The sequence below is a fragment of the Pseudomonas sp. B21-031 genome (assembly GCF_024748985.1).
GTDB classification, from domain to species: Bacteria; Pseudomonadota; Gammaproteobacteria; order Pseudomonadales; family Pseudomonadaceae; genus Aquipseudomonas; species Aquipseudomonas kermanshahensis.
The window spans coordinates 2,527,015-2,552,796 of record NZ_CP087181.1; the positions used below are offsets into that span (position 1 = coordinate 2,527,015).

Below are 25,782 nucleotides of genomic sequence, written 5' to 3' on the forward strand. Positions count from 1 at the left end.
CGAGGCATTCCTGATGACCCTTGATTTGAGTTTCGTCTATTACCGCAACTTCTGTTTCGACGGAAAATTTCACGTTCGGTGCATGGGTGCAGACCTGCACAAAATCAGAAGCATTCGATACGAGCTGGAGCGGGCCGGGCCTGATGGTGCGGTTTCGTTCAGAGGCGTTTCGGTGCAGTCACAGGCGCACACTGGTCGCTTGAATAATCACGGATGCCCAGCCACGTTGATCGCCGAAGAAGCGGTTGGTGTCTACAGCATCCGGCCAAGGGTCGTCCTGCTGGATGACTATGCCCGGGCTGCGAACCGGCCTACCGGGGCTGCCGGGATCATTGACTTGCCGCCGTTGGTGCTCGAGATCAAGGCCGAGGAGTTGAACCGACGCGTGCTCGAAAAAATACCGCTGCCGGCCGCGGGCGGGCGGGGCAAGCGTGAGGTGGACCAGAGCAGCCGCGAATACGAACCTCGTGAGCAGCTCGCTCAAGGCCATGCGGCAGTGGCGCCAGGTGCCGCGTACCCCACGCTGGTTATCGCGTTCGAAGCGGGTGGCTACCAACGGCTGCTTGATGATCTGCAGCCCGATTCAGGCTCGGTACTGGTTCGTTATTGGCCCAATCTGAATACCGTGCTTACCCCCCGGCCTGTTCTGGATGAGCAGGAGCAGCATGATGATCGGCTTCAGGCATTACGCACGTTCTGCTATCTGGAGCAGCCTCCGAGCATGCTCAACGACACTTACCTCGCACTGCTCAAGACCCTGGCCGCGCTGGAGTACGTGCAGTCCATGCAGTTCCTGCAAGCCAGCGCCCAGCCAAACCTGATTTTGCTTGGCGCGGCGGCGGCGGTAGCCACGCTGTTGACCGGGGCCGCCGTGGTGGCGGGCAATCGAGCCCACGAAAATGCCCAGCCCACGCCGGACTTCGAGCCTCGCCAGCATTACCTCGACGCTCCAGGGCCAAGATGGAAAGGATTGAACGTGCGCAAGGCCTGGGCCGGGGGGGTAACTGGGCGAGGCTCGCGGATCCATTTCAGTGACGGCGGGTTATTTGCGGAACACGAGGACCTGCGGGGCAACCCTGACCTGAAGATCGTGTCGCTAGCGCCCAACGACGATCCCAAGCATGGGACTGCCTCTGTGGGGATCATCCTGGCAACGCGCAATGGGTTTGGGGCAACGGGGGTCAGTCACGACAGCGAATTGTACCTGTACCACAACCGCTCCAAGGATATTCACGGCAACAATCAGGTGCTCAAAGACCTGCTGCGCAACGTGGAACCCGGGGATATTGTCGCCATCAATCGTCAATCCGCCAACCCCACAGTATTGAGCACCCTGCTGCCGTCCGTGCACGACAAGGCCTGGTGGACAGTGATGCAGCAACTGACCCAACGAGGCGCTGTGGTGATCAACGCGGCGGCCAATGGCAGCAGCAAGACCTTGGCGCCAAAAGGGACCCAAGCCAACCAGGGCGTCGACCTTGCCAATTGGCCCTACTTCGACGACTACGGCGACGCCGGTGTCATCTTGATTGGCGCGTGCCAATCGTACAGCGGCAAGCCCCACACGTACTCCAACTACCGCTACCGCCATCGCATGCTCAACGCCTGGGGCGACAGTGTGGTGACCCTGTCCAGGGGCGACTTGCAGGACCTGCCGGGTGAAAACAGGGACTACACCGAGAACTACGCCGGCACCTCCAGTGCAACCCCCCTGGTGACAGGCACACTGAGCCTGATCCAGTCGTATGCCATGGAGCACCATCACGTCTACCTGAATGCCGACCAGATGCACCTGCTGGTCATGGCGTCCGGGTATGAAGACGCCACTGGGTCGGGTACCGATGTACTGCCGATGGGGGCCAGGCCCAACGTACACGGTGCGCTGGTCATGCTCGATCGCATACTCGGCAACGGCCGCTTCGAACCTTGAGGTGAGGCCGGCAAGCGCCGGCCTCTAACGCATCAGACGCGGAATTGATCCATCAGCGCCTGTTGTTGATTGGCCAGGCTGTTGAGCGACTGGCTAACCCGAGCCGACTCGTTGGCTTGCCCTGACAGCGATTCGGTGACGTCGCGAATGGTTGCGACATTGCTGTTGATCTCTTCGGCCACCGCGCTTTGTTCTTCGGCGGCCGAAGCGATCTGCAGGTTCATGTCGGTGATCACCGTCACTGCCTGGCCGATGCGCTGCAGTGCTGTGACGGCCTGGCCGACCTGCTCCACGCCGCCCTGGGCCTGGCGGTGGCTGTTGTCCATGGCACCGACCACTTCGCGGGTGCCGGCCTGCAAGGCCTCGATCACCTGACGGGTTTCTTCCACCGACTCCTGGGTGCGTCGGGCGAGGTTGCGCACTTCATCAGCGACCACGGCAAAGCCACGGCCGGCCTCACCGGCGCGGGCGGCTTCGATTGCAGCGTTGAGTGCCAACAGGTTGGTCTGCTCTGCAATCGAGCGGATCACTTCCAGCACCGAGCCGATCTTCTCGCTGTTCTGCGCCAGGCCCTCGACTTCGGCCATGGCGTTGTTCATGTCGGCGGCCAAGGCATCGATGCTGTGGGTGGTGCGGTCGATCACGGCCAGGCCTTCGCGGGTGGCCTGGTCGGCCTCGCGCGCTGCCTGTGCGGCCTGGGCAGCGCTGCGGGCAACGTCCTGGGCGGTGGCGCTCATTTCGTGCGAGGCGGTCGCCACCTGGTCAACCTGGCGGTACTGCTGCTCCATGCCAGCACTGGTCTCGCTGGCGATCGCCGAGGACTGGTCAGCCGTGCCACGGGCAGCCTGCACCGAACGTTTCACCTCGGCAATGGTGGGCTGCAGCTTGTCGAGGAAGCGGTTGAACCAACCGGCCAACTCGCCCAGTTCGTCCTGTTTCTGGTACGTCAGGCGGCGGGTCAGGTCACCTTCGCCACTGGCGATGTCCTTGAGCATCGCCGCCACGCCCAGAATCGGTCGGGTCACACCACGCGCCATCAGCCACACCAGCAGCAGGCCTGCGATTGCAGCGGCCAGGCCCAGGCCCAGCTCCAGCAAGGTGCCACTGGTGTTCAGTGCATCGAGTTCCTGTTTCAACGTTTCGGCGGGCCCGGTCAGGGCGTTTTCCGGCACATCCAGAAGCACGCCCCAGGGCTGGGCGCCGGGGATCGGCTCGAAGGCCGCCAACACCTTGAGGCGTTGCTGGTCGTGCAGGATGCTCAGCTTGCCCTCGGCCAGCTTGCGCACCAGTTCGGCGCCCTTGGCCGTGTCGACCTGGTCGAAGCGCTGGGCCAGCTTGCCGGCATCGGCGCTGTAACCGGCCAACAGGCCCACCGGGCTGAGAATGCCCACGGTGGTGCGGCCTTCGTAAAGGCTGCGGCTGGCATTCTGGGCCAAGGCCTGCAGGCTGTTGAGGTTGATGTCGATCGACAGGGTGGCGATCACCTTGCCGTTGACGGCAAGGGGGAAGACGATGCTCGTCATCAGCACCCGCTGGCCATCGATGTCATAGAAGTAGGGCTCCACCACGCAAACCTTGCCGCTGCTGCGCGGGCACACCCACCACGTGTTGGCGGGCTGGCCGCTGGGGCCGACCTCGGTGTTGGCCATGTCATGCTCGGGCAGGGCCATGGCGGTCAGCTGGCCGGCACGTGGTTGCGACCAGTACAGCGCGAAACGCCCGGTTTCGTTGCTGCCCAGCTCTGGCTTGGCAGTGAACAGGTTGTCCTTGTGGTCCAGGGCGTTGGGCTCGAACACCAGCGACATGCCGAGCAGGTCGGGGTTGGCCTGCAATGCGGCGCGCACCTGGCGGGTCATGTCCTCGCGCAGGTCGTAGGCGTCGAGGAAGCGCTTTTCAGCCTGCTCGCGCAGGAACAGCACCTGGCGGGCGAAGCCGGCGCCGTACTGATAGGCGTCCATGAATTGACGGCGAATGTTCAAGGCCTGTACTTCACCTTGCGACTCGATGCGCCCCTGGGCCGCATCGGTGAGCATCTGCATGCTGCTCGCCTTGACCAGGTCCGAGCTGTGGTCCATGCGGTACAGCGAAAGGCCGACGAGCAGGGTGACGATGCCGGCCAGGCACAGACCGGCGAGCAGGGTGATCTTCCACTGGATGGAAAGTTGTCGCAAAGGCATGGGGCGAATCCCTTGTAATAGTTCTGGCTGTCGACTGTGTCGGCCATCGCGTTTTTTTCTTTATTTAAACGTTCAATTTAAATTAAGACGGGGCTGAGTAATGCGCCGCAACATGGCGCTTTTGACATCTGCCGCCCACTGCTTCAGAGTGCGCGCTTTTTTTCTGTCCTTATGAGGTAAGCCAACCATGAATGCAGTGATCGCCGCGGTCGGCATCATGCTGATACTCAGCCTGTCGCGGGTACACGTGGTCATCGCCCTGATCATTGGTGCCTTGGTCGGCGGCCTGGTCGGCGGCTTGGGCATCGAGGGCACGCTGAAGGCCTTCAATGGCGGGCTGGGTGGCGGCGCCACCGTGGCATTGTCGTATGCGCTGCTGGGCGCCTTTGCCGTGGCCATCGCCAAGTCAGGGCTGGCGCACGCCCTGGCCGATCGGGCCTTGGCCATGATCGACCGCCAGGGCCATGCCAATGGCGGCAAGGTGAAGTGGATGATGATCGGCCTGATGCTGGTGGTGGCGGTGTCGTCGCAGAACATCCTGCCCATTCACATCGCCTTCATCCCGCTGCTGGTGCCGCCGCTGCTGTATGTGTTGACGCGTTTGCGCATCGACCGTCGGCTGATCGCCTGCGTGATCACCTTTGGCCTGATCACCCCGTACATGTTTCTACCGGTGGGCTTTGGCAACATCTTCCTCAACGAAATCCTGCTGGCCAACGTCGCCCGCGCCGGGGTCGATGTGAGCGGCGTCAATGTGACCCATGCCATGGCCATTCCGGCGGCGGGCATGCTCGTCGGCCTGTTGTTGGCGGTGTTCTTCAGCTATCGCAAGAAGCGCGACTACGACCTGGCGCGTATCGAGCAGGTCGAGCAGGTCAGCGTGCAATACAACCCGTTGACCCTGATGGTCGCTGGCCTGGCGATCGCGGCAGCGTTTATCGTCCAGCTGTTGCTGGACTCGATGATCATTGGCGCCATGGTCGGGTTCCTGATCTTCTCGCTGTCGGGCATCGTGCGCTGGAAAGACACTGACGACCTGTTCACCGAAGGCATGAAGATGATGGCCATGATCGGCTTCATCATGATTGCCGCGTCGGGCTTTGCCGACGTGATGAAGGCCACCGGCGAGGTCAAGAGCCTGGTCGAGACATCGGCGCAGTGGATCGACCACAGCAAGGGCGTCGGCGCTTTGCTCATGCTGCTGGTGGGTTTGCTGGTGACCATGGGCATCGGCTCGTCCTTCTCCACCGTGCCGATTCTGGCGGCGATCTTCGTGCCGCTGTGCGTGCAACTGGGCTTCGACCCCGTGGCCACGGTGTGCATCGTGGGTACCGCCGGGGCATTGGGGGATGCAGGTTCGCCCGCGTCGGACTCGACCTTGGGCCCGACTTCGGGCCTGAACGTGGACGGCCAGCACCACCACATCTGGGACACGGTGGTGCCGACCTTCATCCACTACAACCTGCCGCTGCTGGCGTTTGGCTGGTTGGCGGCGATGACGCTGTAAGACGGGGCGGGCATCAGCCCTTGTCGGGCGGCGGCGAGATCCTGTTGAGGACTGTGCTGCCGTCCTTGCTGCGGGTCAGGTAGACCGGCAGCACCTTGGGCAGGTTGTTGACCAGGCGCCCGACTTCGCGGGTGTTATAGATGCCGCTGATGCGGATCCGCCCGGTGCTGGCATCGGCCAGCAGCAGCGGGGCGTCGAGGTAGCGGTTGATCACCGGCAACGCCTGTTCCAGGCTCAGGTTATCGAGCACCAGCTTGCCATTGCGCCAAGCAAGGGCATTGCCGTAATCGTCGCTTTGCGCGAGTTGCGGCTCGAAATCGCCCTTGTGATAGCTGGCCTGCATCCCAGGGCCGAGACGGTAGCCGCCGGCACTGCCGTCGCTGGACACCAGCACCGAACCTTCCACCAAGGTGACCTTGACCTGGTCCTGGTACTTCCACACGTTGAACTGGGTGCCGGTTACCCGGGTCTGGCCGCGGCCTGCGTGGACGATGAAGGGGTGTGCACTGTCGTGCTGGACCTTGAAGAACGCCTCGCCGCGCTTGAGGGTAACCTGGCGCTGGTCCTTGAAGTTGAGGTATGTCAGCTCGGTATTGAGGTTGAGCTGCACCGTGCTGCCATCGCTCAGCTCTACGGTCTGCATCCGGTCGCTGGCTTCGAAGTGCTGGTAATGGTTGGGCAGCCAACCTTGTTCCCAGCCTATCCAACCTGCCAATGGCAGTACCGCCAGGGCGATGGCCGCAGCCGAGGCCAGCGGGCGCCAGTTGCGCACGCGTGCGGCCTGGCGTGACGGCGGGTTGAAATCGACCACGGTCGCGTTGCGCGGCAGCAGGTCGGCGGTCTGCCAGATCTCCAGCATCGCCTGGTATTCCTCGGCGTGCCGTGGGTCAGTCGCCAGCCAGCGGGCGAACGCCTCGCGTTCTGCCGCCGTGCAATCTTCGGCGTGCAGGCGCATGCACCAATGCGCGGCGGCGTCGGTAATGGCATCGTCTGGGCTGGGATTGAGGCGGTCGTGATTCATTGCGGCTCCGGGTTTTGCGCATTCTACCCTTGCTAGAGGGTTCCCGAGAACCGAGGTAATGGCGAATGACTATCAGTTGTGCCGGTTTTTCGTCGGATTTGCAATGGAATTTCAGCGTTTGAGAACCCTTCGCGGGCAGTGTCGGGGGGCGCTTACGCCCCCCACGCCGATCAGAACTGTTCTGCGTTCAACCCGTACAGGCTCGCGCTGCCGGCCTGGATACTGGCTTCCAGCCCAAGGCTGCGTGGCAACACGCGCTGGAAGAAGAACGCCGCACACGCCAGCTTTGCCTCATGGAAGGTTGGGTCTTGTTCGCGCTTGGCCTGCGCCACGGCGGCCATGCGCGCCCACATGTAGGCGTAGGCGGTCAGGCCGAACAAGTGCAAATACTCCACGGCCACGCTGCTGACCAGGTTGGCGTCCTCGCTTGCGCGTGCCCGCAGCCATGCGCTGGTGGCTTCCAGGCGCACAATACTGGCTTGCAGGGCTTCGCGGTACAGTGGCGCGGCAACGCTGAAGGCGCGCACTTCGGCGGTGAAACTGGCCAGTGCCTGGCCACCGTCTGCCAGCACCTTGCGCCCGAGCAGGTCGAGGGCCTGGATGCCGTTGGTGCCCTCATAGATCTGTGCGATACGTACGTCGCGCACGCGTTGTTCCTGACCCCATTCGCGGATGTAGCCATGGCCGCCATACACCTGCTGGCCGAGCACGCAGCTTTCCAGGCCGTTGTCGGTGAAAAACGCCTTGGCCACAGGCGTCAGTAGCGCCACCAGACGCTGGGCATGTTCGCGTTCTCCGGCGTCTTCGGCGTAGCGGGCCAGGTCCAGCTGTTGCCCCACGTAGGCCGCAAAGGCCCGGCCACCCTCGGTAAGCGTGCGCATGGTCAGCAGCATGCGCCGCACATCGCCATGCTGGATGATCGGGTCGGCCACCTTGTCCTTCGCCTGCAGGCCCGTGGCGGCGCGGCTTTGCAGGCGTTGGTTGGCGTAGCGTGCGGCGCTCTGGTACGACGCTTCGGCGCAGCCGATGCCCTGGATGCCAATGGACAGCCGCTCGTAGTTCATCATGGTGAACATGGCCGCCAGGCCCTTGTTCGCATCGCCTACCAGGTGGCCGATGGCGCCATCGAAGTTCATCACGCAGGTGGCCGAGGCTTTTATGCCCATCTTGTGCTCGATCGACCCGCACTGCACGGCGTTGCGCTCGCCCAGGTTGCCATCGGCATTGACGCGGTACTTGGGCACCAGGAATAGCGAGATGCCTTTGGCACCTGCCGGTGCGTCCGGCAACTTGGCCAACACCAGGTGGACGATGTTCTCGGTCAGGTCCTGCTCGCCACCGGTGATGAAGATCTTGCTGCCACTGATGCGGTAGCTGCCATCGGCCTGGGGCTCTGCGCGGGTGCGGATCAACCCTAGATCAGTACCGGCGTGGGGTTCGGTCAGGCACATGGTGCCGGCCCAGCGGCCTTCATAGAGCGGCGGCAGGTAGGTGGCCTTGAGTGTTTCGCTGGCGTGGGCGTCGATTGCCAGGCAACTGCCGGCACTCAAGGCCGAATACAGGCTGAAACTGCAGTCGGCGGCGTAGAGCATTTCTTCGAACAGTACGCCCAGCATCTTCGGCATGCCCATGCCGCCATGCTCGGGATTGCCGCCCAGGCCAACCCAGCCACCTTCCCGGTAGGTGCGCCAGGCGTCGCGAAAGCCATCCGGGGTGGTGACCTGGCCGGCTTCGAAGTGCACACCCTGCTCGTCACCGTTGCGGCTGAGCGGGGCGATCAGCTGGCTGGTGACCTTGGCCGCTTCTTCGAGGATGGCATCGGCGGTGTCGGCGTCGATGCGCTCGGCCAGGGCAGGGAGACGTGCCCACAGGGCAGGGGCGTCAAACACGTCATGCAGGACGAAGCGCATGTCGCGCAGGGGGGCGATGTAGTCGGTCATCAGGGGCTCGCTAGGTGCGCAAATAGGGGGCGGTGCTGGCCTCAGCGCCGGTCTGCCGGCGATAAGGCCAATGGGCGATCAGAGGGCCTTGGCCTGGTCCCTTAGCAGGTACTTCTGGATCTTGCCGGTGGAGGTCTTGGGCAGCTCGCCAAAAATCACGGTCTTTGGCACTTTGAACCCGGCCAGGTGCTCACGGCACCAGTTGGTGATGTCGGCTTCGCGGGTGTCTTCCCGGCCAGGCTTGAGTGCCACGAAGGCGCAGGGCGTCTCGCCCCATTTGTCGTCGGGGCGCGCCACCACGGCGGCTTCCAGCACCGCTGGGTGTTTGTAGAGGGCGTCTTCGACTTCGATTGTGGAGATGTTTTCGCCACCGGAAATGATGATGTCCTTGAGCCGGTCCTTGATCTCGACATAGCCATCGGCATGCCAGACTGCCAGGTCGCCAGTGTGGAACCAGCCGCCGCGGAAGGCCTCGGCCGTGGCCTCAGGGTTTTTCAGGTAACCCTTCATTACCGTGTTGCCGCGCATGAAGATCTCGCCCAGGGTGTTGCCGTCGCGCGGCACCGGGGCGAGGGTTTGCGGGTCGGCGACCATCAGGCCGTCGAGCGTCGGGTAGCGCACGCCCTGGCGTGACTTGATGCGTGCGCGCGCTTCCAGCGGCAGCGCGTCCCATTCCTCATGCCAGGCGCAGACCGTCACCGGGCCGTACACCTCGGTCAGGCCGTAGGTGTGGGTCACCTGGATGCCCATTTCTTCCACCGCGCCAATCACCTTGGCGGGCGGCGCGGCGCCTGCGACCATGGCCTGCACCGGGTGCTCGATGGCAGCCTTGGCGGCCTCAGGCATGTTGACCAGAGCGTTGAGCACGATGGGCGCGCCGCACAGATGGGTGACCCGGTGTTCGCGGATCAGGGTGAGGATCTTTTGCGGGTCGACCCGGCGCAGGAACACGTGGGTCCCGGCCAAGGCGGTGATGGTCCAGGGGTAGCACCAGCCGTTGCAGTGGAACATGGGCAGGGTCCACAGGTACACCGGGCGGTGGCCCATGGCCCAGGTCATCTGGTTGCCCAGCGCGTTGAGGTAGGCACCGCGATGGTGGTAGACCACGCCCTTGGGGTTGCCGGTGGTGCCGGAGGTGTAGTTGAGCGAAATGGCCTGCCATTCGTCATCGGGCCATTCCCAGGCAAATTCCGGGTCGCCCTCGGCCAGCAAGGCTTCGTAGTCAAGCGAGCTGACCGCGCGGCCTTCGCCGTACTCCGGGTCATCGACGTCGACCACCAGGGGCGGGTGTTCGAGCAAGGCCAGGGCGGCTTCGATGACCGTGTGGAACTCGCGATCGGTGATCAGCACCTTGGCCTCGCCGTGTTGCAGCATGAAGGCGATGGCTTCGGCGTCCAGGCGAACGTTGAGGGTGTTGAGCACCGCACCGGTCATGGGCACGCCGAAGTGCGCTTCGAGCATGGCCGGGGTGTTTGGCAGCATCACCGCGACCGTGTCGCCACGGCCGATGCCGCGTCCCACCAGGGCGCTGGCCAGGCGCCGGCAGCGTTGGTAGGTTTCCTGCCAGTTGCGGCGGATGGCGCCATGGATGACAGCCGGGTAGTTGCCGTACACCGCAGCGGTGCGTTCGATGAAGCTCAGTGGGGTGAGGGCGACATGGTTGACGGCAGAGGGCATCAGGCCCTGGGCATAGATCGACATGCGGTAATCCTGTAGGGGAGGCAAGCGCAGCCAGTGCGCGTGACCCCCGGTGGCTGATTGTTAGCTCTGTTCAGGGTGTGGAAAAGCGTACGGTTGGCCGCTTTCCCCTGTCGCAGTTTTACGCGAGTCGCTATGGTAGATGGAATATCGACTATAGCAATATAGTAAAACTACTATAACAACGAGTTGCACGCCGTGGACAAGACCCTGTCTCCCTTGCTCGCCAAAGACCCACAGCCCAGCCTGTTGCTGGCCGCCGATGCCAGGCCGCTGGCCACCAACCCGGCCTTGCAGGCCTTGCTGCACGAAGGCCCGCTGCTGGCGGCCTGGCTACCGGCCAACTGCGCCGCGCTGGTGCGGGCCTGCCTGCGGCAGCACCGGGCAATTGCCGACGTGGAAGTACAGGTTGGCGAGCGCATCGTGCTGTGGACCTTCATCCCAGATGACCAGGGCCAGCAGGTGCTTGGCCGCTGCCGTGACGCCAGCGCCGAACGCCAGGGTGCCCGCGAAGCCAGCCGCGCCCGGCGCCTGTACCGTTTGATCATCGAGAACACCACGGACCTGATCTCCCGGCACAGCCCTGACGGGCGCTTCCTCGACGCCTCGCCGGCGGCCTTCCGCCTGTTGGGCCGGTGGCCCGAGCAACTGCGTGGCATGGCCGTGCGGACCTTGCTGCACCCGCGTGAACGCCGCCAGGTACTAGCTCAGGCTGCTGCTGCCCTGGACCAGGACGGCTACCACACCATGACCTGCCGGGTGCGCCAGGCCGCGGGCGGCTACCGCTGGTTCGAGATCGCCAGCCGTGCCATCCGCGAGACCTACACCGGGGCAGTGGTGGAAATCGTCAGTGTTTCCCGTGATATCACCTTGCGCATCGAAGCCCAGGAGAGCCTGGCCCACAGCGCGCGGCTGGCCACTTTGGGCGAGCTGGCCTCGGGCATCGCCCACGAGATCAATCAGCCGTTGGCGGCGGTGGTCAACTATGCCAACGCCAGCCAGCGTTACTTGCAAGGCCTGGAGCGCGACCCGCAGGCGCGTGAGCGGGTCGGCCAGGGGCTGCAGCGCATCACCGAGCAGGCTACCCACGCCGCGCAGGTGATCCGCCGGCTACGCGTGTTCCTGCGCAAAGGCCCCCGCCGGCTGCAGGCGCTCGACATGCTCGATGTGGCCAATGAAGCCATGCGCCTGTGTGCCTGGGAGGCGGCGCGCGACCAGGTCAGCATCGAACTGCGCATGAGCGCGCAATTGCCGGCGGTGTATGCCGACCGGGTGTTGCTGGAGCAGGTACTGCTGAACCTGCTGCGCAATGCCATCGATGCCAATCGCGAGCAGCAGGGCGAACGGCCCTCACGTATCCTGCTGGGCGCCGTGCGCGAAGGCGACGGCGTGTTGGTCGAGGTCACCGACCAAGGGCCGGGCGTGGCGGCCGAGCGCCTGGATGAAATCTTTACCCCATTCACCACCAGCAAGGCCGATGGCCTGGGGCTGGGCCTGAGCATGAGCCGCAGCCTCATCGAAGGCTTTGGTGGCAGCTTATGGGCGCGTGCGGGCGAGAACGGTGGGTTGGTGTTGTGCTGCCGCTTGGCAGTGAGCAGGGAATAACGGGAGGTCAGGGTGCAAGCGAAGGTGTATGTGGTCGACGACGACCAGGGCATGCGTGATTCCACGGTCTGGCTGCTGCAGTCGGTGGGGCTCGAGGCCCTGTCGTTTGCTGGTGGGCAGGCGTTTCTGGACGCGTGCATCGATGACGGCCCGGCCTGCGTGCTGCTGGATGTGCGCATGCCTGGGCTGGGCGGGCTGGCGGTGCAGCAGTTGATGAAGGACCGGGGCTTGGACCTGCCGGTGATCTTTGTCAGCGGCCATGCCGACGTGCCGATCGTGGTTAGGGCCTTCAAGGCGGGTGCCTGCGATTTCATCGAAAAACCCTACAGCGACCAGTTGCTGCTCGACAGTGTGCAGGCGGCATTGGAGCGAGCAGGGCGCGCGCGTCAGGGCGACCAGGCATTGGCCCAGGTTCAGGTGCGGGTCGATGGCCTGACGCCACGGGAGCGCGATGTGTTCGTGCCGTTGGCCCAGGGCTTGAACAACCGCGAGATCGCCGAGCGCCTCGGGGTTAGCGTAAAGACCGTTGACCTGTACCGGGGGCGGGTGATGAAACGGCTGCAAGCAGGAAGCCTGGCGGAACTGGTAGGCATGGCGATTGCCTGCGGCGCTGTGCCAGCGTTGGGTTTGGCACCTGAGCGGTGACCTAACAGAAATTTGATCTGGCAGGGACTTGTGGGAGCAACTGTCTTGTGGTGCTTGTGCCGGCCTCATCGCTGGCAAGCCAGCTCCCACAGGTACAGCGCTGGCCTTGAGCACTGAAAGGTCCCTGTGGGAGCCAGCTTGTTCAAGAAAAGCGCGGCCAAATCATGAAATTTTGCATAGCACCCTAATCAAAGCTTTGACATTCACTGCCTAGGCAGTAATATTTTTAAACAATTAACCGGGCAGACTCCATGGCGCATTTCTCTCCAGAAAACTTCCAGACCTGTGCCATCGGCATGCTGCTGGGCCGCGCGGCGATCCTCAAGGACCGCATTCTCGACTGGCACCTCGAATCAGAGGGCGTCACCGCCGCGCAGTTCAAGGTGTTGATCATCGTCACCCAGTACCAGGTGGACACCCCGGCCGAGCTGTGCCGCTACCTGGGCCTGGACAGCGGTTCGATGACCCGCATGCTCGACCGCCTCGAGCAGAAGGGCCTGATCCTGCGCAACCGCTGCGCCGACGACCGACGCCAGGTGCGCCTGGCCTTGACCGCCGATGGCCAGCGCCTGGCGGACCGGCTGCCAGAAATCGGAGCGGCAGCGATGAACGAATTGTGCGGCGCACTGCAACCCGAAGAGCTCAAGACGCTCGAGCGCTTGTTGGCCAAGGTGCTGCTCAGCGCTGGCGACCCTTTGACGATCCGCCGCTTTGGCGATCGTTGACCCCTGTTACGCATTATCCAAGGTATTGTCATGGCCACTTCCACAGACACCCCAACCCCTGCCGACGCGCCTGCGCCGTCGCGCAAACGCAAGGCCTGGCTGCTTGGCTTGCTTCTGCTGCTGATCCTCGGCGGTGTCGGCGCCTGGGCCTGGTATTCCCTGGTCGGGCGCTGGCACGAAAGCACCGATGACGCCTACGTCAATGGCAACGTGGTGGAGATCACCCCGCTGGTGACCGGCACCGTCACCAGCATTGGTGCCGATGACGGCGACCTGGTTCACGCCGGCCAAGTGCTGCTGCAGTTCGACCCGTCCGACAGTGAGGTGGCGCTGCAGTCCGCCGAAGCCAAGCTGGCGCGCACGGTGCGCCAGGTGCGCGGTTTGTACAGTAATGTCGATGGGCTCAAGGCCCAGTTGCAGACGCGCCAGGCCGAATTGCAAAAGGCCCAGGACAACTACAACCGGCGCAAGGTGCTGGCCGACAGCGGTGCGATTGCGGCAGAAGAAATCTCCCACGCCCGTGACGACCTGAGTGTGGCCCAGAGCGCCCTGGCCAGCGCCCGTCAGCAGCTCAACACCAGCACCGCGCTGGTCGACGACACCGTGGTTTCCTCGCACCCTGAAGTGATGGCAGCCGCTGCCGACCTGCGCCAGGCTTACCTCGACAACGCCCGCACCACCCTGGTGGCGCCGGTGACCGGGTATGTCGCCAAGCGTACCGTGCAACTGGGCCAACGCCTGCAGCCGGGCACCGCGACCATGGCGGTGATCCCCCTGGACCAGGTGTGGATCGATGCCAACTTCAAAGAAACCCAGCTGCGCGACATGCGTATCGGCCAGCCGGTGGAAATCAGCGCCGACCTGTACGGCAGCGCGGTCAAGTACAGCGGTACGGTCGACAGCCTCGGTGCAGGTACTGGCAGCGCGTTTGCCCTGCTGCCGGCGCAAAATGCCACCGGCAACTGGATCAAGATCGTGCAGCGGGTGCCGGTGCGTATTCATTTGAGCCCGGACCAGCTCAAGGACCATCCGCTGCGTATCGGCTTGTCGATGCTGGTGGAGGTCGACTTGCACGACCAGAGCGGCCCGACCCTGGCCCAGCAACCGCCGCAGCAGGCCAGCTACACCACCCAGGTGTACGACCGCCAACTGGTCGATGCCGATAACCTGATCGCCCGGCTGATTCACGAGAACAGCGCATCCGGCAAGACGGCGCAGCGATGAGCAACCAGGCTGCCGCCCAGTTCACGCCGCCGAGCCTGTTGCTGACCACCATCGGGCTGTCGCTGGCAACGTTCATGCAGGTGCTCGACACCACCATCGCCAACGTGGCCTTGCCGACCATTTCCGGCAACCTGGGGGTGAGCTATGAGCAGGGCACCTGGGTGATCACCTCGTTCGCCGTGAGCAACGCCATTGCCTTGCCGCTGACAGGCTGGCTGAGCCGGCGCTTTGGCGAGGTGAAGTTGTTCATCTGGGCCACGTTGCTATTCGTGCTGGCATCGTTCTTGTGTGGCATCGCCCAGTCTATGCCGGAGCTGGTGGGCTTTCGTGTGTTGCAGGGCGTGGTGGCGGGGCCGTTGTACCCGATGACCCAGACCTTGCTGATAGCGGTATATCCGCCGGCGAAACGGGGGATGGCCCTGGCGCTGTTGGCAATGGTCACGGTGGTGGCGCCGATCGCCGGGCCGATACTGGGGGGCTGGATCACCGACAGTTACAGCTGGCCGTGGATCTTCTTCATCAACGTGCCGATCGGGCTGTTTGCCGCCGCTGTTGTACGCCAACAGATGCGCTCGCGGCCGGTGGTGACCAGCCGCCAGCCGATGGACTATATCGGGCTTTTGACGCTGATCGTGGGGGTGGGGGCGTTGCAGGTGGTGCTCGACAAGGGCAATGACCTGGACTGGTTCGAGTCGTCGTTCATCATCATGGGCAGCTTGATCTCGGTGTTGTTCCTGGCGGTGTTCGTGATCTGGGAGCTGACCGATCGGCATCCGGTGGTCAACCTGCGGCTGTTCGTGCACCGCAACTTCCGGGTCGGCACCATCGTGTTGGTCGGGGGCTATGCGGGGTTCTTCGGTATCAACCTGATCTTGCCGCAGTGGTTGCAGACGCAGATGGGTTATACGGCGACCTGGGCGGGGCTGGCGGTGGCGCCCATCGGGCTGTTGCCGGTGATCATGTCGCCCTTTGTCGGCAAGTACGCGCACCGGTTCGACTTGCGGCTGCTGGCGGGGTTGGCGTTTCTGGCGATTGGCACGAGCTGCTTCATGCGTGCTGGGTTTACCAGTGAGGTGGACTTCCAGCATGTGGCGTTGGTGCAGCTGTTCATGGGGATTGGCGTGGCGCTGTTCTTCATGCCGACGTTGAGCATTTTGCTGTCGGACTTACCGCCGCATCAGATAGCCGATGGCTCGGGGCTGGCGACCTTTCTGCGTACGCTGGGGGGGAGTTTTGCGGCGTCGCTGACGACGTGGATCTGGATACGGCGGGCGGATCAGCATCATGCGTATCTGAGTGAGAATATCAGCCAGTTTGATCCGGCGACGCGGCATACGCTGGAGCAGCTTGGGGGGGCCAGTGTGCAGAACTATGCGCGGTTGGAGCAGATCGTGAATGCGCAGGCTTACATGATGTCTACGGTGGACTATTTCATGATGATGACTTGGGTGTTTGCGGGGTTGATTTTGTTGGTTTGGTTTGCGCGGCCGCCGTTTACGGCTAAGGCTGGGCCTGCTTCTGCGGGGCATTGATTCTTTGGCTAAAGATGGGGCCTTCGCTGGTATTGAGAGATAGGCAGGGGCCAGTTGCCGGGGCGACGCTTAGTCACCTTTCCGCCCTTACGGCGGGTCACTTTTTGGCAAACGCCCCAAAAAGTAACCAAAAAGGGCTGCGCTCCATCATCCGGCCCCTACGCTGCGCTTCGGGGTCCCCTCGCTACGGCCTTGCTCCCGGGAGGACCGCGCTGCAGGGCCCATCCTGGGCCCCAGCGCTTGACGGGCATCCTTGCCCGTCACCTCCCTCCGCAAGGCCTGCGCTCGGCCTCCTGAGTCGCTGAAGGTCAAAAGCCAGATCAAGATCACGATCAAGATCAAGATCAAGAGCTGGATCAAGGGCCGGATCAAGAGCTGGGGCAACGTCGCGTGCGATTGTGCGCTTTGGGGAAGGGGTGGCATTCCCATGCGTTGGCATTTGTCCTATTGTCGAAAGCCCACTTTCAACAGCATTGGCAGACCCATGGAGAACGTCATCGTCATTACTGGCGCCAGCCGAGGTATCGGCGCGGCGACAGCCCTGCTGGCCGCTCGGCAGGGGTATCGTATCTGCATCAACTACCACGCGGATGACCAGGCTGCCGAGCGCGTCCTTGGGCAGGTTCGCGCGCTTGGCGCCGAAGCGATCGCGGTGCGGGCCGATGTCAGTGTCGAGGATGAAATCATTCAGCTGTTCCAGCGTGTCGATGAGGCGCTTGGCCCGGTGACTGCACTGGTCAACAATGCGGGCACCATCGGCCAGCAGAGCCGTGTCGAGGAGATGTCCGAGTTTCGCTTGCTCAAGATGATGAAGACCAACGTCGTGGGGCCCATGCTTTGTGCCAAACATGCGCTATTGCGCATGGCGCGTCGGCATGGCGGGCAGGGCGGGGCGATCGTCAACGTCTCTTCAGTGGCTGCGCGCCTGGGCTCGCCTAACGAATACGTCGACTACGCGGCCTCCAAAGGCGCGTTGGATACTTTTACCCTTGGCTTGGCCAAGGAAGTGGCAGGCGAGGGCGTGCGGGTCAATGGCGTGCGCCCAGGCTATATACACACCGGCTTCCATGCGCTTTCCGGTGACCCGGACCGGGTCGCCAAGCTCGAACCCGGGTTGCCCATGGGCCGCGGCGGCCGGCCAGAAGAAGTCGCCGAAGCCATTGTCTGGTTGCTCTCGGACAAGGCCTCGTATTCCACCGGCAGCTTCGTCGATCTGGGCGGCGGACGCTGAGGGGCTTATCCTTCCAGTAACTGGCCGACCTGCTCGGCCAGTGCCTCGAGGCTGAAGGGCTTGGTCAGCACGCGCATGTCGGTTTCCAGGTTGCCGTTAGCCAGCGCTGCACTCTCGTCATAGCCCGTGACGAAGAGCACCTTGAGCCCGGTGTAACGCCCGCGCAACGTGTCGGCCAACTGGCGCCCGTTGATCCCGCCCGGCAAGCCCACGTCGCTGATCAGCAGGTCGGGCGCCGGTTGCTCTGCCAAGCCTGCAAGCGCTTGGGGGCCATCTTCGAACATCATCACGTCGTGGCCCAGGTCATGCAGCACTTCTGCAATCACCAGGCGCATGGCGCTGACATCCTCGACCACGGCGATCCGCTTTGTCGCGCCTGTATTCGAGCGCGGTACCGGTGCTGCGGGTTTGAGTACGGCAGGGGCAGGCTGCGCGTGGTGTCGCGGCAGCAGCAAGCGCACCGTGGTGCCCTGGCCCTGGGACGATGCGATGTGCAGTTGCCCACCGGACTGGCGCACAAAACCGAAGACCATCGACAACCCCAGGCCCGTGCCGCGGCCAAGCGGTTTGGTGGTGAAAAACGGGTCGACGGCGCGGTTCAGGGTCTCATCCGTCATGCCACTGCCGTTGTCTTCGACGCTGAGGCAGAGGTAGTCGCCAGGCTTCAGCTCAAGCTGCGCAGCTTGCTCGCTGGTCAACGAGACATTGCACAGGGCGATGCAGACCCTGCCCCCATCGGGCAGGGCATCGCGTGCATTGATGCACAAGTTGAGCAGGCTGCTTTCAAGCTGGGGAGGGTCGATATGCACCGTCCAGCAAGCCTCGCTGCACTGGTAGTCGAGTTCGATGTGGGGGCCGGTGCTGCGGCAGATCAGGTCCAGCATGCCGGTGACCAGCTCTGCGACATCGGTAGCGCGTGGCTGCAAGGTCTGTTGACGGGAGAACGCGAGTAATCGATGAACAAGCGCCGCAGCCCGTTGTGCTGCACTATGGGCGCTTTCCAGCAAGGGGGTGATGGTTGCCTTGGGCTGGTCGATGGCCACCCTGTCCCTGGCCAGCTCCAATGCACCGAGTATGCCGCCGAGCAGGTTGTTGAAGTCGTGCGCAACGCCCCCTGTCAGCTGACCTACAGCCTCGATTTTCTGCGCTTGGCGCAAAGCTTCTTCGGCCTTCTGGCTCTGCGCCACGGCTTGTTCGACACGCTGCTCAAGCTCTGCATTGAGGTCTTGAAGGGCACTCTCAGCGCGCTTGCGCGCTGTCACATCACGAAAGATGACCGCAACCTGATGATTGTGGGCCGGTTCGATACGGATTGCCGCCAGCCCAAGGCAGCGGCCGGTGGCAAGCAACTCATGCTCGAAGTACAACGGATTGCCAGTGCGCTCCACGGTGCCGAAGTAGTCGAGCCAGACATGGGCCTCGTCGGGTATCACTTCACGCAGGGTGCGGCCCACGACATTGGGCAGCCCGGCATGGCGGCAGTAAGCCGGGTTGGCCATCAGGTGTACATAATCGCTCAATGGCCCAAGCGGGCCATCGATGAACTGGATGATGCAGAAGCCTTCTTCCATGTTCTCGAACAGAAAGCGGTAGCCTTCCGACGCCTGCGCGCGTGCGTTCAAGCGCAACAGTTCGCTGCTCAACAGGCTGTTTTGCTGTTCGAGATGATCGATTCGCTGGCGTAAAACCTCCAGCTCATCGGTTGTGTTCAAGCAATCACCGGGCATTCATTTCGCTCCATCGATAAACCACGGGCCGCTAGTGCGTCAGCAGCTGTGCGACCCTTTCCACGAGTGCCGCCAGGTCAAAGGGTTTGGTCAATACACTGGATGCTTCCAGGGGCTGGCCGTGGCTGAGTACGGCGCTTTCATCGTAACCGGTGATGAACAGCACTTTAATGTGCGGGTGCCGGGTGCGGCTTCGGTCTGCGACTTGTCGCCCGTTCAGCCCACCGGGCAGGCCGATATCGGTGATCAGCAGGTGCGGCGGCGGGCAGCGCTCGAGGTACGCCAGCGCGCTTGGGCCGTCGGCGAATGCCTGGACGTCATGGCCGAGCTCTTCGAGTACTTCGCGGATGACCAGGCGCAGAGGCTCCTGGTCTTCTACCAGCACGATTTGCCCAGCCTGCACGCTGTTGCAACTCGTCGGCAGGTGAGCCGGGGTTTCGAAGCTGTTCGTCGCTTGCCGCGCAAGGTGGCGCGGCAGATACAGTTCGACCAGCGTGCCTTCATCGGGGTTGGACAGGATGCGCATCTGGCCCCCAGACTGGCGCACAAAACCGTAGACCATGGAAAGCCCAAGGCCAGTGCCCTGGCCCATCGGCTTGGTGGTGAAGAACGGATCCACCGCGCGCGCCGCGACCTCAGCCGACATGCCTCGCCCGTTGTCCTTGACCCCAAGGCGTAGGTAATCGCCAGCAGCCAGGTCGAGGCTTTGGGCGAGCGGCGGGTCAAGGGTCAGGTTGTCGCCGCTGAGGGTAATTGCGCCACCTTCTGGCAGTGCGTCTCGGGCGTTGATGCATAAGTTGAGCAGGGCGTTTTCCAGCTGAGGCGGGTCGATGAACGTTGGCCACAGGTGCTGCGGGAAGTGGCTGTGCAACTGGATGGACGGGCCGATGCTGCCACGGACCAGCTGCTCCATGCCATTGACCAAGCGGGTGACATCGGTGGGCTGCGGTTGCAGCGTCTGCTGGCGCGAGAACGCCAGCAGGCGGTGCACGACGGCGGCGGCACGCTGCGCCGCGCCACTGGCAACGTCCAGCAAGCTGTCGAGTTGGTCGTGACGCGCCTGTTGCAAGCGTTGCTGCATCAATTCCTGGGCCGCCAGGATGCTACCCAGCAGGTTGTTGAAGTCATGGGCGATGCCCCCACTCAAGTGCCCCACAGCCTCCATTTTCTGCGCATGCCGCAGTGCCTCTTCAGCGTTGAGCAGGCGCTGCTGGGCGGCGACGCGTTCGCTGATGTCATAAGCGAACAGGTAGGCACCAAGAATCGCGCCATCAGGGTCGCGAAGGCAGTTGAAGCGCAGCTCGTAATGCCGTTGTGCAGCCCCTGTGCCGAAACGCTGGGTTATCGTGAACTGCTCGCCCGCCAGTGCACGCTGCCACATCGGCATGATCACGTTCAGGTCGGTGAGGTTGTCGCCCATCAGCGCGGGCAAATAGTCGCCCACTTCCGGGGTGGCGCCATACAAGTAATGAAATTCCAGCTTGGCCTGCCGGTTGATCGCCAGCCAGCGCAAGTTGCTGTCGATCATGTGCACGTTAGCCAGGCTGTGCTCGACCACTTCAGCAAACAACCGGCGCTCTGCCAGCGCCGCATTGACCCGCTCTTCGAGCTCTTCGTTCATGCGCTGCAGGGCCAGCTCTGCACGACGCCGTTCGGTGACATCCTTGAACAGCACCGCCACCTGGCGCCGCTCAGCGGGTTCGACGCGAAAGGTGGTGACGGACAGGACATGGCCAGTGGCAACCAGCTCCTGTTCGAAGTGCAGCGGCTCGCCGGTGCGCAGCACTTCGCCGTAGCGGGCTACCCAATCATCCGCCTCGTCGGGGACCATCTCGCGCAGTTTTTGCCCGACCACGTTGGGGATGCCGGCATGTTTCGCATACGCCGCATTGGCTACGACATGCACGTAGTCACTCAAGGGGCCATGTGGCCCATCGAAGAACTCAATGATGCAGAACCCTTCGTCCATGGTGTCGAACAAGGAGCGATAGAGAATCTGATCGTGTTCCTGGTAGCTCGCCAACTGCGACTCCAGCAGTGCGTTACGGCGCTCCAGGTCTTCGACGTGTTGGCGCAGGGAAAGCAGGTCGCGGGAAGGCATGCCGACGTCCGACGAGATTAAAGGCCCAAACTCTAACGTGTTCACCCCAAGGGCGAAAACACCCTTAACGCAAATGCGCAGCCACACCCAGCAAGCGATCGATCCGCTCACCCAGTGCCTTGAGCTCGAAGGGCTTGGACAGCACCTCGGTACGCTCTGCAGACCAGCCTCGGGCCATGCTGCTGGCAATGTCGTAGCCGGTGATCAGTATCACCGGCGCTTCACTGGCAAGGCACCGGTAGGCCTCTGCGAGCTGGTTGCCGTCGATGCCGCCGGGCAGGCCGACATCGGTGATCAACAAGTCAGGCAATGGGCCGTGCTGCAACGCCACGAGTGCGCTGCGGCCGTCCTCGAAAACCTGAACCTGGTGGCCCAGCTCTTTCAGCACTTCGCCGAGTACCAGGCGCAGGGTCGCTTGGTCTTCTACCAGCATGATCCGGTGTGGCCTGTGAAGCGGCCTGGCGTCAGCATGTTCAGGTGCAGTGCAAGAGTGCGCGGGCGTGATGTTTTCGTCCCGGGGCAAATACAGGTGGACGCTGGTGCCTTGCCCGGGCGTGCTGTCGATGCGTAATTGCCCGCCAGACTGGCGCACGAAGCCATAGACCATCGACAGCCCCAGGCCAGTACCCTGGCCCATGGGTTTGGTCGTGAAGAACGGGTCGAGGGCACGCTGCATCACGTCCTTGCTCATGCCCATGCCGGTGTCGTCCACCCGAATGTGCAAAAACTGCCCTGGCGGCACGTCCAGGCGGCGGGCCTGCTCGTCGTCGAGCTCGGCATTCTCACAGCCAATGCGCAGGGCACCACCCAGGGGCATGGCGTCGCGGGCGTTGATACACAGGTTAAGCAGGGCGTTTTCCAGCTGTTGAGGGTCGATACGGATCGACCACTGGCTAGCCAGTGTTCGGTCCTGCAAGTCGATGTGTGAATCGATCGAACTGCGGATCAGGTCGTGCATGCCGGCCACCAACCGCTGTACATCGACCGGTTGCGGCAGCAGCGTCTGCTGGCGCGAAAAAGCCAGCAGGCGCTGCACCAGCGAGGCAGCGCGCAGCGCGTTATCTTTGCCGACTTCGAGCAGCCTGGCGGTGTCCAGCACGCGATGCTGACTCAGGCGTTGCTCGGCCAGCTCCAGTGCGCCGAGGATGCTGCCAAGCAGGTTGTTGAAGTCATGGGCAATGCCACCGGTCAATTGGCCGACGGCTTCCATTTTCTGTGATTGGCGCAGTGCTTCTTCGGTTTGGTGCAAGCGTTCCTGCTCGGCAATGCGCTCGGTGATGTCGTAGGCGAACATATAGCCGCCCTGGATGCGCTGCTGCGCGTCGAGCAGCGGGTGGTAGCGGATTTCATAGTGGCGCAGGGCGTCAGGTGGCCCGAGGGCGATGGTATCGATAAACGCTTCGCCGGCCAGTAGGCGCGGCCACACCGGGGCCAAGCGGCCCATGATGTCCGGTTGGTTGGCGAGAAACTGCGGGATGTAATCACCGATCTGCGGCACAAAACCGCGCCACCGCTGGAAGGTTTCGCGGGCTGTGCGATTGATCGCCAACAGGCGCATTTTGCGGTCGGCTGCAAACACATTGGCCAAGCTGTTATCGACCAGTTCGCCGAGCAGATTGTTGTTTGCCTGCGCAATGTCACCGCGCTGGCCCAGCAGGGTTTCCAGCTCTGCGACACGCGCCTGCAGTTGCTCGTGGGAAGCTTGCGTGACTGGCTGCATGGTGGCGAACCGGTGAGCGGATCGGGCAACTATAGTCGCGACGCAGGCTGACAGCTATCAAAACGAACGAATGATTCGCCCGAGGGTTTCCATGGCCTTTTCGGCGCCCTCATGCCAGGGGCTGCCGTAGTTCAGGCGGATGCAATTACCGAAGCGACGGGTCGGTGAAAAGATGGGGCCGGGGGCGATGCTGATGCCCTGGGCCAAGGCCATGTGGAACAGCTTGAGCGCATCCATCTGCTCTGGCAGTTCAAGCCACAGGAAGTAGCCCCCAGACGGTTGGCTGACCCGCGTCTGCGCCGGGAAGTGGCGGGAGATGGCGGCGAGCATGTTGGCTTGCTGGCCTTCCAGCGCGTAGCGCAGCTTGCGCAAGTGGCGGTCATAGCCGCCGTGTTGCAGGTAGTCGGCGATGGCCGCCTGGGCCGGCATCGATGCGCACAGCGAGGTCATCAACTTGAGGCGCTCGATCTTCTGCGCGAAACGCCCGGCGGCCACCCAGCCGATGCGGTAGCCGGGCGCCAGGCTCTTGGCGAACGAACCGCAGTGCATCACCAGGCCTTGAGTGTCGAAGGCCTTGGCGGGCTTGGGTGCCTGTTGCGCGTAATACAGTTCGGCGTAGACGTCGTCTTCGATCAGCGGCACCTGGTGGCGTGCCAGCAACTCGACCAGCGCCTGCTTCTTGGCCTCCGGCATGCTGGCGCCTACCGGGTTCTGGAAGTTGGTCATGCACCATACGGCCTTGACCGGGTGCTTCTCCAGGGTCTGCGCCAGTACGCTCAGGTCCATGCCTTCGCGCGGGTGAACGGGAATTTCCACGGCTTTGAGTTTGAGCCGCTCCAGCACTTGCAGGCAGGCATAGAAGGCCGGCGCTTCAATCGCCACCAGGTCGCCGGGTTCGGTCACGGCCTGCAGGCACAGGTTCAGGGCTTCCAGCGCGCCGTTGGTGATCAGCAGTTCTTCCATCGGCAGCATCAGCCCGCCGACCATGTAGCGCAGGGCAATCTGCCGACGCAGTTGGGGGTTGCCGGGCGACAGGTCGGTGACCACCATGCGCGGGTCCATCGCGCGGCTGGCACTGGCCAGCGAGCGTGACAGGCGCTGCAATGGGAACAGTTCGGGGCTTGGGAAGGCCGAGCCGAACGGCACCGTGTTGGGGTCCTTTATCGAGTCGAGGATGGAGAACACCAGCGCGCTGACGTCGACATCGGTGGACTCGCTGACCGGCTGCAAGGCCTGTGGTTCGCAGAACTGGCGCGGTGCATGGGCGTTGACGAAGTACCCCGAACGCGGGCGCGCGCGAATCAACCCGCGCCGTTCCAGCAGGTAATAGGCCTGGAACACCGTGGATGGGCTGACCCCGTGGGTCTGGCTGGCATAGCGCACCGACGGCACCCGCTGGCCAGGACCTAGCACACCCGAGCGGATCAGTTCGGCAATGTCATCGGCGAATCGTTCGTAGCGTTTCATTCTGGCCTTCTGTCGAAGCCTGGCAGGCAAGGTGGAAAAACAGTGTAAGGGATCAGCGGTTCATCGGTGCGACGAAGCGGCTTTGGGCCACGCTGCGCACGGCAGGTTCATCACTGTCCTGCACCTCGAAACTCAAGGTTTGCGAACTGCTGGTCGGGCGTTCTGCAAGCATCGCCACCGAGACCGGCAGTTCGCTCATTTCGCCAGCCGGGATGATGAACTCGGTCTTGCCCTGCAGGGTGAAGCCGTCAGCGTCCAGCAGGCGCAGGTGATAGCGCTGGGTGCTTTCGGTCTTGTTGATGACCTTGAGCAGGTAGATGTTCTCGATCTGGCCGTGGGCGTTCTCGCGGAACAGGCCGCGGTCCTTGATCACGTCCAGCGACACCATCGGGCGCAGCTGCAAGGCAATGACCAGCGCGCCGACCATCACCACCAGTGCCGCGGCGTAGCCCAACAGGCGCGGGCGCAGCCAGTGGGTGGTGCCGCCCTGCAGGCTGTGCTCGGACTTGTAACCGATCAGGCCGCGGGCATAACCCATTTTGTCCATAACCCCGTCACAGGCGTCGATGCAGGCCGCGCAGCCGATACAGGCCATCTGCAGGCCGTCGCGGATGTCGATGCCGGTAGGGCAGACCTGCACGCACATCGTGCAGTCGATGCAGTCGCCCAGGCCTTGGGCGTGGGCGTCGCTGCCTCTCTTGCGCGGGCCACGGGTTTCGCCGCGGCGCGGGTCGTAGGCCACCGCCAGGGTGTCCTTGTCGAACATCACGCTTTGGAAGCGGGCATAAGGGCACATGTGCAGGCACACCGCCTCGCGCAGCAAGCCGGCGTTGATGTAGGTGGCGGCGGTGAAGAACAACACCCAGAACAGCGCGACGCCACTCAATTGCAAGGTGATCAGTTCTGCCGCCAGGGGCCGTATGGGGGTGAAGTAGCCGACGAAGGTCAGGCCGGTGAGCAAGCCAATGGCCAGCCACAGGCTGTGCTTGAGCGCCCGGCGGGCCAGTTTTTCCAGGCTCCAGGGGGCAGCGGCCAGCTTGATGCGCTGGTTGCGGTCACCTTCGCTGACCTTTTCGCACCACATGAACAACCAGGTCCAGGTACTTTGTGGGCAACTGTACCCGCACCACACGCGGCCGGCGTAGACCGTGATGGCGAACAGTCCAAAGGCGCAGATGATCAACAGCGCAGACAGCAGGATGAAGTCCTGCGGCCAGAACGTTGCGCCGAAGATATGGAACTTGCTGCTGCCCAAGTCCCAGAGCACTGCCTGGCGGCCGTTCCAGGTCAGCCAGGCAGTGCCGAAGAACAGTGCGAACAACGCCCCCGCAAAACCGATCCGCAGGTTGCGGTACAGCCCGGTGAAACTGCGGGTGTGAAGGCCGCTGTCAACGTGGCGTTTGGCGGCTGAACTTGCGGACGCGGCGATCTCGGTAAAGGGGATTCTATCGTTCATGGCTCGGTGCTCATCAGGCCTCGATCAGGCATGAGCACTATGGCCCCCGAGCTGTTATCAGCACAGGCTCAGGTTT

The 25,782-nt window shown here is 63.3% G+C and carries 17 protein-coding genes and 1 pseudogene; 8 read left to right on the forward strand and 10 right to left on the reverse strand.

From position 1 onward, the window contains the following. Positions 1-199 precede the first annotated feature (199 nt). Positions 200-1,930 carry a S8 family serine peptidase gene (locus tag LOY53_RS11255; protein ID WP_258704020.1) on the forward strand — a complete coding sequence of 577 codons (1,731 nt, stop codon included), beginning with the start codon at positions 200-202 and terminating at the stop codon, positions 1,928-1,930. 32 nt (positions 1,931-1,962) lie between these two features. Here the strand turns inward: LOY53_RS11255 and LOY53_RS26870 are convergent, their stop codons facing one another. Next, the gene (locus LOY53_RS26870; protein WP_371097434.1) at positions 1,963-2,718 is read right to left on the reverse strand and encodes a methyl-accepting chemotaxis protein; all 756 of its coding nucleotides are present in this window, start codon (positions 2,716-2,718) and stop codon (positions 1,963-1,965) included. Between the two features lie 102 nt (positions 2,719-2,820). Then, a pseudogene (locus LOY53_RS26875) lies at positions 2,821-4,107 on the reverse strand (HAMP domain-containing protein); the annotation flags it as partial. Between the two features lie 187 nt (positions 4,108-4,294). On the opposite strand from LOY53_RS26875, the gene LOY53_RS11265 reads away from it, so the two are divergent. Then, positions 4,295-5,614, forward strand: a complete 1,320-nt coding sequence (locus LOY53_RS11265) for a Na+/H+ antiporter family protein (protein ID WP_258704021.1) — start codon at positions 4,295-4,297, stop codon at positions 5,612-5,614. 13 nt (positions 5,615-5,627) lie between these two features. Here LOY53_RS11265 and LOY53_RS11270 read toward each other — a convergent pair whose 3' ends face one another. The 3 genes from LOY53_RS11270 to LOY53_RS11280 form a co-directional block, all read right to left on the reverse strand. Then, positions 5,628-6,635, reverse strand: coding sequence for a FecR family protein (locus tag LOY53_RS11270; protein ID WP_252823796.1), 1,008 nt, complete (start codon positions 6,633-6,635; stop codon positions 5,628-5,630). Positions 6,636-6,805: 170 nt separating this feature from the next. After that, a complete protein-coding gene (locus LOY53_RS11275; RefSeq protein ID WP_258704022.1) occupies positions 6,806-8,575 on the reverse strand; it encodes an acyl-CoA dehydrogenase C-terminal domain-containing protein in 1,770 nt (589 codons plus the stop codon). A gap of 78 nt (positions 8,576-8,653) precedes the next feature. Further along, entirely contained in the window at positions 8,654-10,276 is a 1,623-nt protein-coding gene (locus LOY53_RS11280; RefSeq protein ID WP_252823798.1) for an acyl-CoA synthetase, read from the reverse strand. Between the two features lie 195 nt (positions 10,277-10,471). Between LOY53_RS11280 and LOY53_RS11285 the strand changes: the two genes are divergently transcribed. The 6 genes from LOY53_RS11285 (at position 10,472) to LOY53_RS11310 (ending at position 17,235) form a co-directional block, all read left to right on the forward strand. Continuing rightward, entirely contained in the window at positions 10,472-11,878 is a 1,407-nt protein-coding gene (locus LOY53_RS11285) for a sensor histidine kinase (RefSeq protein WP_258704023.1), read from the forward strand. 12 nt (positions 11,879-11,890) lie between these two features. Continuing rightward, entirely contained in the window at positions 11,891-12,523 is a 633-nt protein-coding gene (locus tag LOY53_RS11290; protein WP_258704024.1) for a response regulator transcription factor, read from the forward strand. A gap of 251 nt (positions 12,524-12,774) precedes the next feature. Further along, positions 12,775-13,248: a MarR family winged helix-turn-helix transcriptional regulator gene (locus LOY53_RS11295; protein ID WP_099429125.1), complete on the forward strand. Its 474-nt coding sequence runs from the start codon at positions 12,775-12,777 to the stop codon at positions 13,246-13,248. A 30-nt stretch (positions 13,249-13,278) separates the two neighbouring features. Next, a complete protein-coding gene (locus tag LOY53_RS11300; protein ID WP_258704025.1) occupies positions 13,279-14,472 on the forward strand; it encodes an HlyD family efflux transporter periplasmic adaptor subunit in 1,194 nt (397 codons plus the stop codon). Continuing rightward, on the forward strand, positions 14,469-16,004 hold the full coding sequence (locus LOY53_RS11305; protein WP_258704026.1) for a DHA2 family efflux MFS transporter permease subunit: 1,536 nt from the start codon (positions 14,469-14,471) through the stop codon (positions 16,002-16,004). Before LOY53_RS11300 ends, LOY53_RS11305 begins: the two co-directional genes overlap by 4 nt. 484 nt (positions 16,005-16,488) lie before the next feature. Beyond that, positions 16,489-17,235: an SDR family oxidoreductase gene (locus tag LOY53_RS11310; RefSeq protein ID WP_027593552.1), complete on the forward strand. Its 747-nt coding sequence runs from the start codon at positions 16,489-16,491 to the stop codon at positions 17,233-17,235. A 5-nt stretch (positions 17,236-17,240) separates the two neighbouring features. On the opposite strand, the gene LOY53_RS11315 is transcribed toward LOY53_RS11310, so the two are convergent. From LOY53_RS11315 to ccoG, 5 genes are all read right to left on the reverse strand, one after another. Next, the gene (locus tag LOY53_RS11315) at positions 17,241-18,947 is read right to left on the reverse strand and encodes an ATP-binding protein (RefSeq protein ID WP_252823803.1); all 1,707 of its coding nucleotides are present in this window, start codon (positions 18,945-18,947) and stop codon (positions 17,241-17,243) included. A 46-nt stretch (positions 18,948-18,993) separates the two neighbouring features. After that, the gene (locus LOY53_RS11320) at positions 18,994-21,063 is read right to left on the reverse strand and encodes a PAS domain-containing sensor histidine kinase (protein ID WP_252823805.1); all 2,070 of its coding nucleotides are present in this window, start codon (positions 21,061-21,063) and stop codon (positions 18,994-18,996) included. Between the two features lie 64 nt (positions 21,064-21,127). Next, positions 21,128-22,783 (reverse strand): PAS domain-containing sensor histidine kinase, encoded by a 1,656-nt coding sequence (locus LOY53_RS11325; RefSeq protein WP_252823806.1) that lies wholly within the window; start codon positions 22,781-22,783, stop codon positions 21,128-21,130. A gap of 57 nt (positions 22,784-22,840) precedes the next feature. Then, entirely contained in the window at positions 22,841-24,250 is a 1,410-nt protein-coding gene (gene mapR, locus LOY53_RS11330) for a GntR family transcriptional regulator MpaR (RefSeq protein WP_252823808.1), read from the reverse strand. A gap of 52 nt (positions 24,251-24,302) precedes the next feature. Then, the gene (ccoG, locus tag LOY53_RS11335) at positions 24,303-25,706 is read right to left on the reverse strand and encodes a cytochrome c oxidase accessory protein CcoG (RefSeq protein ID WP_252823810.1); all 1,404 of its coding nucleotides are present in this window, start codon (positions 25,704-25,706) and stop codon (positions 24,303-24,305) included. Positions 25,707-25,782 lie beyond the last annotated feature (76 nt).